The organism is Kitasatospora sp. NPDC032150 (genome assembly GCF_055579945.1).
Genome location: NZ_JBVIMH010000068.1, coordinates 1 through 12,127, shown reverse-complemented (window position 1 = coordinate 12,127; position 12,127 = coordinate 1). Strand labels below are relative to the sequence as shown.

The window sequence follows — 12,127 nt, the reverse complement described above, 5'->3', positions numbered from 1 at the left end:
CCCCCCCCCCCCCCCCCCCCCCCCCCCCCCCCCCCCCCCCCCCCCCCCCCCCCCCCCCCCCCCCCCCCCCCCCCCCCCCCCCCCCCCCCCCCCCGACCCCGTACCTGCTCCGTGTCGGGAGCAGTCGTCACTACTTCACCCCGGCGGCGTTCTGCAGCACCGGCAGGGTCACGGCGCCGGCCAGGACCCGGCCGTCATCGGTGATCAGCACGTTCAGCACCTTGGTGCTGATCAGCGAGCCGCCGTCGACCTTCTTGCCGAGGGACTTGGCGAGGGCCGCCGGGTCCTGCGGGAGCGAGGAGCGGCCGTGCTTGCGGTGGTCCGCGCCGGAGGTGCTGTCGGGCTTCGGTGCCGGGGCACCGGGCAGCTTGGCGCTGAGCACCGTCGTCCAGCCCTCGCCGATCGTCCTGACGTCGTTCTGCCCGGACGGGGCGCCGGCCTCGGGCTGCTTGTGCTGCCCGTCCGCACCGGCCGGACGCTCCGTCACCTTCGCGCCCTTGGGGGCCTTGAAGTCGAAGGTCCCGGCAGCCGGCTTGGCGAAGGAAACCGAGCTGAAGTGGACGTCCAGCACCTTGCCGCCGTCGGCCGCCCGCACCACCACCGCGAGCGGCACGCCGTTGTCGGCGTCCACCGCGATCCGCACCTCACCGATGGTGGAGCCGGACTGCTTGGGCTTCACGCTCAGCTCGTACGCCTTCTGGCCGGCCACCGTCGCCGTGCCGTCCACCGTGACCGAGGTGGTCGCGGCGCTCTGGCCGAGGAACAGCTTCGCGGCCTCCTGCGGGGTGGTCGGCGCGCCGGTGAGCGGGGCCTTGCCGGCCTCGCCGTGCCCGTGCCCGCCGGACCGGCCGGCGTCCTTCGGAGCGGTCAGGTGCAGCGCCTGGTTGCTGCTGCTGTCCCAGGCCCAGACCTGGTCGCCGTTGCGCACCAGCTCGTAGCCCGCGAGGTCCTCGATCAGGCCGACCCGCTGGTGGTCCGGGCCGTCCACCGCGACCTGCAGGGTGTGCTCGCCGCCGAGCAGCTCGGTCAGCTTGGCCGTCGGGTCCGCGCCGGCCCGGCCGCCGTGCCCGCCGCCCACGGCCCCGCCGGCCGCACCCAGCAGCTGGGTGGGCACGCCCAGGTCGGCCGACACCTTCACGGTGCCGGACAGCGACTGGACGTCCGACCCGATCGCCTTCGCCACCAGCTGCTCAGCCGTCAGGGACGGCAGGTGCGGCCCGGAGTCGCTCGCCAGTGCGGGCACCAGCCCGATCCCGGACGCTGCCGCGGCTATCACCCCGACCGGTACCAGCGCGCGCACCGCGGCCCGGCGACGCGACCGGTGCGCGAAGTCCTGCTCCACCATGTCCAACCTCTCGGTAGCACTCAACGGTCCTGCCACTCCATTAGAGACCGCTGGAAGGGGCCGGGGCATCGCCCTGCAGGGCCAGATCGCCGTACATCCGACGGCGCAAGCAACCCTGAGTCCTTATCAGGGTCAGGTCCGCCGAACGGAGGAAAGCTGGGTATCTTCGCTGCATGGCTGCAACCGATGCCCCGCACACCCCACCGACCGTCACCTCGATGCGGCGCGCACTGCGCCGGGCCCGGGACGGCGTCGCCCTGGACGTCGCCGAAGCGGCGGTGCTGCTGCAGGCACGCGGTGAGGATCTGCGCGAGCTGTGCGCCGTCGCGGCCCGGATCCGGGACGCAGGCCTGGCCGAGGCGGGCCGGCCGGGGATCATCACCTACTCCAAGAGCGTCTTCATCCCGCTCACCCGACTCTGCCGGGACCGGTGCCACTACTGCACCTTCGTCACCGTCCCCGGCAAGCTGCGCAGGGCCGGCCAGGGGATGTACCTGTCGCCGGACGAGGTGCTGGACATCGCCCGCAAGGGTGCGGCGCTGGGCTGCAAGGAGGCCCTGTTCACGCTCGGCGACCGGCCCGAGGACCGCTGGCCCGAGGCCCGCGAGTGGCTGGACGCACACGGCTACGACGACACCCAGGCGTACCTGCGGGCGATGTCGATCAGGGTGCTGGAGGAGACAGGCCTGCTGCCGCACCTCAACCCCGGGGTGGTCGGCTGGACCGAGTTCCAACGGCTCAAGCCGGTCGCAGCGTCGATGGGCATGATGTTGGAGACCACCGCCACCCGGCTCTGGTCGGAGCCCGGCGGCCCGCACCACGGTTCGCCGGACAAGGAGCCGGCCGTCCGGCTGAGGGTCCTGGAGGACGCCGGGCGCAGCTCCGTCCCGTTCACCACCGGCCTGCTGATCGGCATCGGCGAGACCCACGAGGAGCGGGCGGACGCGCTGTTCGCGATCCGCCGGGTCGCCCGGCAGTACCACGGCATCCAGGAAGTGATCATCCAGAACTTCCGGGCCAAGCCGGACACCGCGATGCGTTCGATGCCCGACGCCGAGCTGGAGGAGCTGGCCGCGGTCATCGCCGTCACCCGGCTGGTGCTCGGCCCCTCGGCCCGGGTCCAGGCGCCGCCGAACCTCTTGGACAGCGAGTACGAGCTGATCATCGGTGCGGGCATCGACGACTGGGGCGGCGTCTCGCCGCTGACGCCGGACCACGTCAACCCCGAGCGCCCGTGGCCGCAGATCGAGGAACTCGCCCGCCGCACCGAGGCGCAGGGCTTCCAGCTGCGAGAACGGCTCGCCGTCCACCCCGAGTACGTGCTGCACGGCGAACCCTGGCTGGACCCGCGCATCCTGCCGCACGTCACCGCGCTCGCCGACCCGGCCACCGGCCTGGCCCGCCCTGACGTCATGCCGGCCGGCCTGCCCTGGCAGGAGCCCGAGGACCTGCCCGCCCCGTCCGGCCGCACCGACCTGCACCGCACCATCGACACCGAGGGCCGCACCGGTGACCGCCGGGCGGACTTCGAGGACGTGTACGGCGACTGGCAGGCCCTGCGCGAACAGGTCGCGGCCACTCCCGTGGAGCGGCTGGACGGTGACGTGCGCACGGCACTGGCCGTCGCCGCCGACGACCCGACCCGGCTCACCGACGAGCAGGCGCTGGCGCTCTTCCACGCCGAAGGACCCGCCCTCGACGCGCTCTGCCGGGTCGCCGACGACCTGCGCCGCTCGGTGGTGGGCGAGGACGTCACCTACTGCGTCACCCGGAACATCAACTTCACCAACGTCTGCTACACCGGCTGCCGCTTCTGCGCCTTCGCGCAGCGCCGCACCGACGCCGACGCCTACACCCTCTCGCTGGAGCAGGTCGCCGAGCGGGCCGCCCAGGCGTGGGAGGTCGGCGCGACCGAGGTCTGCATGCAGGGCGGCATCCACCCCGACCTGCCGGGCACCGCGTACTTCGACATCGCCCGGGCGGTGAAGGAGCGGGTACCGGGCATCCACGTGCACGCCTTCTCCCCGATGGAGGTCGTCAACGGGGCCAGCAGGACCGGGCTGTCGATCCGCGACTGGCTCCAGCAGGCCAAGGAGGCCGGACTCGACACCATCCCCGGCACGGCCGCCGAGATCCTCGACGACGAGGTCCGCTGGGTCCTCACCAAGGGCAAGCTGCCGGCCGCCACCTGGGTGGAAGTCGTCAGCACCGCACACGAGTCGGGCATCCGATCGTCCTCCACCATGATGTACGGGCACGTGGACACCCCCAGGCACTGGCTGGGCCACCTGCGGCTGCTCGCCTCCATCCAGCAACGGACCGGCGGCTTCACGGAGTTCGTCACCCTGCCGTTCATCCACACCAACGCGCCGGTCTACCTGGCCGGCATCGCCCGGCCCGGCCCGACCATGCGGGACAACCGGGCGGTCACCGCGATGGCCCGGCTGCTGCTGCACCCGCACATCCCCAACATCCAGACCAGCTGGGTGAAGCTGGGAGCGGAGGGGGCCGCCGAGATGCTCCGCTCGGGGGCCAACGATCTGGGCGGCACGCTGATGGAGGAGACCATCTCCCGGATGGCCGGCTCGGCGTACGGCAGTTACAAGTCCGTCCGCGACCTGGAGGCCATCGCCGAGGCCGCCGGGCGCGCCGCCCGCCAGCGCACCACCACCTACGGCGAGGTGCCGGCCGAACGCCGGGCCGCCGCGCTGGCCTCGGACGGGCACCTGCCGAAGCTGCTCCCGGTCCTGGAGTAGCGGAACCGGGGCGTGCGGACACCACGTGCGGACCTCACGCCCCGGCGAACGTCAGCCGGACACCTCGACCCGGTCACCGACCGAGACGTGCTCGAAGAACCAGCGCGCGTCCTCGGTGCTCAGACCGATGTTCTCGTGGGTGACGTTCTCGTGCCCGAACACGGTGCCCGTGAGAAAGGGCATGGCGCAGACGTACGTCGGGTAGCCGTTCGCGGCGGCCAGCTGTACGCACCAGTCCATCGACACGCGGTACGGCCCCTCCGTCGAGCTTCCGCCGTTGACGAGGGTCGTGGTCCCGGGTTTCCCGGCCACCGTCATCCAGCCGGTCTTCGTGGGGTGTGCGGGAGCCCCGGTGGTGGCAGGCAGCTCCCTGGTGGTGCCCTCGGCATTCACGATCACCAGGTGCCGCGTGAGGTCGACCCGGATCGGTGGTCGTGCGGTGGAGGTCGTCGGGGTGCTCTTCGGAGCCGGTGACGGGCTCCCCGGCCGGGGAGCGGCCGGTGCCACCACGGGGGCGGCGCCGTGCCGCCCCTGGAGCAGCAGGCCGCCGCCGCCCAGCAGCGCGACAGCACAGACCGTGCCCACGGCCGCCGCGATCCCACGCCGCCGCCTGCGCCGTCGCAGGCCCCGGTCACGGACCGTTCGGTACGGCAGCGGCAGGGCCGCCGGGGTGTCGCTCGCCAGCCCGTGCAGTGCGACGGAGAGCCTGTCCCCGCGCGCGGTGTCGTCCAGGTCAGGCACAGCTGCGCATCCTTTCGCGGTTGGAGCGCTCGACAGGGGAACCGGCCAGCGCGTCCGGGGCGTCGGCGAGGTACTTCGCCAGTGCGGCCCGGCCACGGGACAGCCGGGCCTTGACCGTGCCGACCGCTGCACCCGTCTCGGCCGCGACCTGGTTGATGCTCAGGTCGCACAGGTGGAACAGCACGATGGCCTGCCGCTGTGCGGCCGGGAGCTTGCGCAGCGCCGCGACCAACGCGGTGTGCTCGGGCCCGGGCCCGTCCACCGACTGCTCCGGTGTGAACTGCCGGCGCTCCAGCACCCGCCCGCGCAGCGCCCGGCGCCAGCGGCTGACGGCCAGCCGCCAGGCGACGGTGCGGATCCACGCCTCGGGCGAGCTCTCCTCGGCCGACAGCCGCCTGCGCTGCCCCCAGCCCCGGACGAAGGCCTCCTGGACCGCGTCCTGCGCCTCGTTGAAGTCCCCCGTCATGGCGTAGACCTGCCGTACCAGAAGGGAGAACGAGGACAGGTAGAACGCGCTGTACTCCTCGTCGGTCATCCTGCCGCTGCTCCGTTGTCTCGATCGGATGCGGGCGCATCCTCCCTGCATACGCACGTCCGGCGGATCGGGTTGCACATGAGTTCCCGGAAAGCGGAGCAACCGGTCGGATCGGGTGGATGTTCGACATGGTGGGTCGAGTGGTCAAGGTATTCGGCTACAGTGCGGGGCGCTTGAGGCCGCCCTGGGGGAGGGTGCTCCGCCTTTCCGCGCCCCGTTTCCGTGTGGCCCGAGGCCCGGACGACCGACGAAAGGTGCCCGACCGTGTTGCCACTGTGGTCACGCGCGCAGCAACAGGACTTCCGCAGCCGGGTACGGGGCTGCCTGCTCGGCGGGGCGATCGGTGACGCGCTCGGCGCGGGGATCGAGTTCGAGTCGCTGGAGGGGATCCGGGCCGCCCACGGTCCGCAGGGCGTGACCGGGTACGTGCCCGCGTACGGGCGGCGCGGGACGGTCACCGACGACACCCAGATGGTGCTCTTCACCCTGGACGGTCTGATCCGGGCGCACGTCCGCCGGGACGGCGGTGCCTGGCATCCGCCCACCGACGTGCACCGCGCCTACCTCCGCTGGGCCGCCACCCAGAGCGCCTGGGGCCCGGACGAGCGCGAGCCCGGGCTCGGCTGGCTCGGCCGGCAGGAGTGGCTGTACGCCGAGCGTGCCCCGGGCACGGCCTGCCTGAGCGGCCTGACCGGACCTGACGCGGCGCGCCCCGGCACCCTGGAAGCGCCGCGCAATCCGCACTCCAAGGGCTGCGGAACGGTGATGCGCGCCGCGCCGTTCGGCCTGCTGGTGGCCTGGGAGCCGCAGCTGGTCTTCCAGCTGGCCGTGGAGTGCTCGGTGCTGACCCATGGCCATCCCACCGGCTACCTCTCCGCCGGGGCGTTCGCGGTGATCGTCCACACCATGGTCCGGGGCGGCACCCTGGAGGAGGGCGTGCACCTGGCGCTGGCCCTGCTCTCCGAGCGCCCGGCGCACGAGGAGACCACCGCCGCCCTGCGCGGCGCACTGGACGCGGTACGCGCCGGGGAGCCCTCCGCGGAGCGGGTGGAGTCGCTGGGCGAGGGCTGGGTGGCCGAGGAGGCCCTGGCGATCGGGCTGTACTGCGCGCTGGTGGCGCACGACCTGCGGTCCGGGCTGCTGTTGGCGGTGAACCACTCCGGCGACAGCGACTCCACCGGGGCGATCTGCGGCAACCTTCTCGGCGTCCTGCACGGGGAGAGCGCCCTGCCGCCCGGGCTGCTGGCCGAGCTGGAGGGCCGGGGGACGATCCTGGAACTGGCCGACGACTTCGTCCTGGAACTGCTGCACGGCCCCGAGCTGCACGGCCCCGAACTCCCGCCTGCCGAACGGGCGGTGTGGGCCGGGCGCTACCCGGCCGACTGACCCTGGCCGACACGCGCGAGTGCCCGCCGCGAACGGGCGCGGCGGGCACTCGAAGACCAGCGGACTGCTCAGGCCTCACCGAACACGCCGTCGCCCGCAGCGGAGGCGAAGGCGGCCCAGGCGGCCCTGGAGAAGTGCAGCTGCGGACCCTGCGGGTCCTTCGAGTCGCGAACGGCGACCGTCGCGCCGGACGGCACGGCGATCTCGATGCAGGCACCGTTACCGCCGCTGTAGCTGCTCTTGCGCCAGGTGAGGCTGCCCGTGGTCTTGGTGGTCATCTCTTGAACCTCTCCGCATAGTTCTGTATCAGAGACCGGCTGTCCGCAACGCCGAGCGCTGCTGCCCGCAGGTGGTCGTAGAGATTGGTATAGCGACGTACATCCGCGTCCTTCTCCAGGTAGAGATCACTCGTCACTCCTTCGAAGTAGACGACGGTGGAATCGGCTGACTCCGGAAACTCCATCAGGGAGAATGTCCCGGTCATGCCGGGATGGGCGCCGTGCTCGAACGAAATCACCTGCAGGTTGATGTTCGGCCGCTCGCTCAGCAGGAGCAGCTGGAAGAGCTGGTCCGCCATCACCTCGCGGCTGCCGACCTCCCGGCAGAGCACCGCCTCGTCGATCACCACCCAGAGACTGCCGAGCTGGTTCTCGCCGTATATCCGGTTCTGCCGCTTGAGCCGGACCTCCACCCGGCGTCGGACGGCGGTGGCGTCGGTGTCGGGCTGGGTGCCGGCGACGACCGCCTCGGCGTACTCGCTGGTCTGCAGCAGACCGGGCACGAAGGAGGACTCGTACGCCCGGATCGAGGAGGCCTCGGCCTCCAGACCGATGTACACGCTGTACGGGATGTCGCCGAACTCGTGCCACCAGCCGCGCTGCCGGGACTCCCGCGCCATCTCCATCAGCCCGGCGCGTACCCGCTCGTCGGTCACCCCGTAGACGTCGCAGAGGTCGCGCACGTCGCGCATGCTGATGCTGCGCCGGCCGTTCTCCAGTCGGCTGATCTTCGACTGGGAGACCATCAGCCGGCCGGCCACCTCCTCGGCCGTCATGCCCTTGAGCTCACGCAGGCGGCGGAGTTCTGCGCCGAGCCGTCGTCGCCGGACCGTGGGATTGACGTTGGCGGACACATCGACCTCCGGCTGTACCTCTGGCGCGCCCGGGTACGGCGCACCGCGGAACACTGTGGAAATTGGTACCAACCCCCCTGACTTGGAGCAGCATGTCATCTCGGCTCAGGTCGGCGCCGGGGATTCACCTGAGTGCAATAGAACAGATCATCGGAAAAGCGCTCATTCAGGATCGTCCCCCTTGCGCCCGGAACGCCGAACCGGTAAAGGCGGATCGGCCGCCGGAAGTGCCGCAGTGCCGCGACCACGCCACAGTGCCGGAAATGCGGCAGCGCCGGCCCCCTCGCCCCCCAGCCTCCGGCCTGGGGCACCTCCCGGCTGAAGGCTGGGGGACGGGCACCCCCGCCCGTTGGCTGGCAAGGAGAGCGGAGCGGCGGCGGCCGCCGCCCGGCGAAACGGAGAAAGGCGAAGGGCGAGGGGCGGCCCACCCGGCACTCCACTGCCGGGCGGACCGCCCCTCGCCTGCGTTGCTCATCCTGCTTATCGGCGCGTGCCGTTCATCACGCGCCCACCCGCGCCGCGACGCTACGACCGTCGGCCGCGGGTCGCGCCACCGTCTGCCGTCCGGGGGCCTGCGTCCGTCCGTTCGCGGCGCCGCCCTTCGCCGGGGCGGGCAGGCCGTTCTGCACGTCCATCACGGCGTGCGCGACCATCCCGCCGAGCGGGTCGTACCGGATCAGGTCGCGCAGGCGTGACCTGGAGGACCTTCCCTCGTTTCCCGGGTAGAGGTGCTTCCCCAGACCCACGGCGTGCGCCAGCGCGGCCAGCGCGGCCGTCCTGGGGTCCGGCGGCACGCCGGTCCGGATGGCGGTGTCCAGACGTTGCTTGATGGCGGCGTTCGTACAGTCGTCCGACGCCTGGTAGCGCGTCGTCGGCAACACACCGCACACCTGGCCGGACACCGCCGTCACCATGCCGCACCGCTCCAGGTGCGCCAGGTACGTCTGACGGAGCCCCAGCCGGGGCCCGCCTATCCAGTGCGCGGCCCGCACCGGACTGCCGCGGCGGCGCAGCAGTTCCAGAGCGTGGTCCAGAGTCGGGTCGCCGGTCGGTCGTGGCAGCACCACGGCGATCCGGTCCCCGTCCGGGACTATCCTTCCGGCCAGGGACAGCTCGACGAGCTGTGCCCCGGCGAGTCCGAGGTCGAGGGTCTGCGGCTGCGCCGTGGTACCCGTGTTCGGGTCCAGTGCGAGCAGCAAGAGTTCCTCGGGAACTGTTCTGCGGCTCTTGCCCATCCAAGCCTCCCCGCGTGGATGAATGACAGAGTGACGCCTCTCACAGTGGCTTGTCGAGTACGCCTCCGAATCGTGACCTTGGGTGCGCAGGCGGGAACCGGCCACCACGGGCCCCGCGTCTGACACTCGGACTGGTCGCTGCAGGGCCCGGCGGGGAGAATAACGGCCGGTCGGGCGGGGTGCGGCGGCCAAAGCGGCCACCAGTGGCGGAGACTGTACAGCTACAGAGGCACGGCGAAAAGCCGTTCCAAATCAGGTCGGCCCGCCGACGGGCCGGCACGGGCTCGGGCGGCGGCGGCCGGGCGGACGAGGAGGATGGGTTACGTGGGCGAGTTCCCCGACAAGGTGCACGGCGACGGGGAAGCGGAGGCGACCGCGCCCGAGCGGTCGGCCGAGCGGACCGGCGCCAAGGCCGACGCCGCCGCTGAGCCGGGGAGTGCGGGCAAGGACGCCGGGTCCGGGGCCGAGGCGGAGCCTGCGGCCGGGGAGAAGGCCGAGGTGAAGTCCGCGGCCGAGGCTGAGGCGAAGTCCGGGACCGAGGGCAAGGCCGCGGCCAAGGCTGAGGTGAAGACCGAGGCGAAGACCGAGGCTGAGACGAAGACCGGGGAGCGTGCCGAGGTCGGCGGGAAGGCTGCTGCGGCGGCCGACAAGCAGGCTGACGCCGAGTCCGCCGAGTCCGCCGAGTCCGCCGAGTCCGCCGAGTCCGCCGACGCCGGTGCGGAGGCCCGGGCCGAGACCGTCCGGGGCGGTGCCACGGTTCAGCTGAGCGTCCGCAATGTGGACAACAAGACCACCATGCTCCGCCTGCCGGCGGACAGTCGCACCAGGGCACTCCGGCTCCCGGACGACTTCCGGGAGAACCTGTCGAAGGCCGCGAAGTCCGCCGAGGCGTCCGCGAAGAGCGAGGACGGCGCCGCCGGGACCAAGCCCTCGGCCACGAAGGGCGCCGGTTCGAACGACGGTGCCGACGCGTCTGCCGCCAAGGCCGCCGAGGCCGCCGAGGCCGCCGGAGCGGCTTCGCGTCTTGGTGTGCGGGACAGCCTGCCGGTGGACAGTCGCACCAGGGCGCTCCGGCTCCCGAACGCCAAGGACGTCAAGGACGCCAAGGGCGCCAAGGCGTCGCCGAGTTCGACGACGTCCCCGGAGAAGCCGAAGGACGCGGGGAACACCGAGGACGCCGAGGACACGAAGGGCGCCAAGGACTCCGGCGAGGCGAAGAGCACCGGCCTGGAGTCCGCCGGGCGCGGGAAGCCGGCCGAGCCCACCAAGCCCACCGGCCGGCCGTCCGCCAAGCCGTCCGCCGGGACGGTCCCCGAGCCCCCGCCCGAGCCGGCCCCCCGCCCCGAGCCCGAGCCCACCCCCGAGCCGGAACCGGAGCCGGAGCCCAGGCCGACCCCGGCCCCCCGTCCGGTGCCGATTCCCACCCCGGCGCCCAAGCCGCTGCCGGTGCCCGACCCCGCTCCGGTGCCGGCTCCCCCGCCGCTGCCGACCCCGCCGCCGCTGCCCGGTCCGGAGAACACCTCCGAGGCGATGGAGGTGCTGGCCGCGCTCAGCCGCCGTCCGGTCACGCCGTTCCAGCGGGCGATGAAGCGGACCACCATCTGGACGGTCTTCCTGGCCGTGGTGTTCGGCGTGCTCGCGGTCGGCCAGCTGCTCCGTCCGCTGCCGGACCCGAAGGCGAAGCTGTCGCTCGCCGACTCGTTCACCTTCAACGGCGACAAGCTCGACATCCCGTGGCCGAACAAGGGCCAGGCCACCGCCGAGGTGGTCGGCGTGGGCAGCCTCGGCAGCGTGGGCGACGAGACCCCGCAGCCGATCGCCAGTGTCACCAAGGTGATGAACGCGTACATCATCCTGCGTGACCACCCGCTCAAGACGGGTGAGATGGGCCCCACGCTCACCGTGGACAAGCAGGCCGCCTCGGAGTCCAGTGACGCCGACCAGTCCCGGGTCATCCTGACCGAGGGGGAGAAGCTGACCCAGTACGAGGCACTGGAGATGCTGATGCTGCCGTCGGCGAACAACGTGGCCCGCCTGCTGGCCCGTTGGGACGCCGGCAGCGAGGAGGCGTTCGTCAAGAAGATGAACGACCAGGCTGCCAAGCTCGGCATGACCAACACCGTCTACGCGGACCCGGCCGGCTACAACAACGACACCAAGAGCACCGCCAAGGACCAGCTGAAGCTGGCCGAGCAGGTCATGCAGAACGAGGTCTTCCAGCGGGTCGTCAGCACCCCGGACACCGTCATCAACAACCAGCGGATCTACAACACCAACTACCTTCTCTCCGCCAAGAACGGTGTCATCGGCACCAAGACCGGCTCCAGCAGCGCGGCCAAGTCCTGCCTGATGTGGGCGGCCGTCAAGGAGATCGACGGCACCAGGCGGATGATCATCGGTGTCACGCTCAACCAGCCGGTGACGGCCACCGACGACGTCTTGAGGGCCGCCCAGACGGTCAGTCAGAAGATCATCACCGCCGCGCAGAACGGCCTCACCGGCCAGACCCTCGTCAAGCAGGGCGACGTGGTCGGCTACGTGGACGACGGTCTCGGCGGCAAGGTCCCGGTCGCGGCCTCCAAGGACCTCACGGTGGCCGGCTGGTCCGGTGTCACCACCAAACTCACCCTGGACCAGGCCAAGATCGGCCACACCGTCAAGGCCGGAACCGAGGTCGGCACCATCTCGGCCGGCGAGGGTGACGGCAGGGTCCAGGTCCCGGTGACCCTGCAGTCCGACCTCAACCCGCCGTCGATCACGTCGCGCCTGCTGCGTCTGCTCTGACCGGCGGCCGGACCGACACGTGGGGGGCAGGCGCCCGGCGCCTGCCCCCCACGTCGTGTTCCAGGCCTCGTTGTTGAGTCCGATTCACCCGAACGGGACGGTGTCGAGGGTTACTTCCTCTTCCCGGTGAGCTGCTGGAGGCGGGTCTCGACGCCCCAGGCGGTGACCCGCAGCAGGGCCTCGACGACGATGTTGCGGCTCATCTTGGAGGCG

At 72.0% G+C, this 12,127-nt stretch carries 9 protein-coding genes and 1 pseudogene; 3 read left to right on the top strand and 7 right to left on the bottom strand.

Annotation, left to right across the window (positions count from 1 at the left end; all coding sequences use genetic code 11):
- Positions 1-130 precede the first annotated feature (130 nt).
- On the bottom strand, positions 131-1,369 hold the full coding sequence (locus ACZ5ON_RS35145) for a LolA family protein (RefSeq protein WP_465601448.1): 1,239 nt from the start codon (positions 1,367-1,369) through the stop codon (positions 131-133).
- A 149-nt stretch (positions 1,370-1,518) separates the two neighbouring features.
- Between ACZ5ON_RS35145 and ACZ5ON_RS35140 the strand changes: the two genes are divergently transcribed.
- Positions 1,519-4,101 carry a bifunctional FO biosynthesis protein CofGH gene (locus ACZ5ON_RS35140; protein WP_465601446.1) on the top strand — a complete coding sequence of 861 codons (2,583 nt, stop codon included), beginning with the start codon at positions 1,519-1,521 and terminating at the stop codon, positions 4,099-4,101.
- Positions 4,102-4,152: 51 nt separating this feature from the next.
- Here ACZ5ON_RS35140 and ACZ5ON_RS35135 read toward each other — a convergent pair whose 3' ends face one another.
- Together ACZ5ON_RS35135 and ACZ5ON_RS35130 are read right to left on the bottom strand one after the other, a co-directional pair.
- Positions 4,153-4,842 carry a L,D-transpeptidase gene (locus tag ACZ5ON_RS35135; protein WP_465601443.1) on the bottom strand — a complete coding sequence of 230 codons (690 nt, stop codon included), beginning with the start codon at positions 4,840-4,842 and terminating at the stop codon, positions 4,153-4,155.
- On the bottom strand, positions 4,835-5,377 hold the full coding sequence (locus tag ACZ5ON_RS35130; protein ID WP_465601440.1) for a SigE family RNA polymerase sigma factor: 543 nt from the start codon (positions 5,375-5,377) through the stop codon (positions 4,835-4,837). Before ACZ5ON_RS35130 ends, ACZ5ON_RS35135 begins: the two co-directional genes overlap by 8 nt.
- Positions 5,378-5,641: 264 nt before the next feature.
- Between ACZ5ON_RS35130 and ACZ5ON_RS35125 the strand changes: the two genes are divergently transcribed.
- Entirely contained in the window at positions 5,642-6,763 is a 1,122-nt protein-coding gene (locus tag ACZ5ON_RS35125; RefSeq protein WP_465601438.1) for an ADP-ribosylglycohydrolase family protein, read from the top strand.
- A gap of 68 nt (positions 6,764-6,831) precedes the next feature.
- On the opposite strand, the gene ACZ5ON_RS35120 is transcribed toward ACZ5ON_RS35125, so the two are convergent.
- The 3 genes from ACZ5ON_RS35120 to ACZ5ON_RS35110 all read right to left on the bottom strand — a co-directional run bounded on the left by ACZ5ON_RS35120 (position 6,832) and on the right by ACZ5ON_RS35110 (position 9,130).
- Complete coding sequence (locus tag ACZ5ON_RS35120) at positions 6,832-7,041, bottom strand: DUF397 domain-containing protein (RefSeq protein ID WP_465601436.1); 210 nt, start codon at positions 7,039-7,041, stop codon at positions 6,832-6,834.
- A complete protein-coding gene (locus ACZ5ON_RS35115) occupies positions 7,038-7,895 on the bottom strand; it encodes a helix-turn-helix domain-containing protein (RefSeq protein ID WP_465601433.1) in 858 nt (285 codons plus the stop codon). The genes ACZ5ON_RS35120 and ACZ5ON_RS35115 overlap by 4 nt, the downstream gene beginning before the upstream one ends.
- Positions 7,896-8,395: 500 nt before the next feature.
- On the bottom strand, positions 8,396-9,130 hold the full coding sequence (locus ACZ5ON_RS35110; RefSeq protein ID WP_465601430.1) for a GOLPH3/VPS74 family protein: 735 nt from the start codon (positions 9,128-9,130) through the stop codon (positions 8,396-8,398).
- A 324-nt stretch (positions 9,131-9,454) separates the two neighbouring features.
- On the opposite strand from ACZ5ON_RS35110, the gene ACZ5ON_RS35105 reads away from it, so the two are divergent.
- Positions 9,455-11,914, top strand: a complete 2,460-nt coding sequence (locus ACZ5ON_RS35105) for a D-alanyl-D-alanine carboxypeptidase family protein (RefSeq protein WP_465601427.1) — start codon at positions 9,455-9,457, stop codon at positions 11,912-11,914.
- Positions 11,915-12,024: 110 nt separating this feature from the next.
- On the opposite strand, the pseudogene ACZ5ON_RS35100 reads toward ACZ5ON_RS35105, so the two are convergent.
- Positions 12,025-12,127: pseudogene (locus tag ACZ5ON_RS35100) on the bottom strand (dolichol-phosphate mannosyltransferase); the annotation flags it as partial.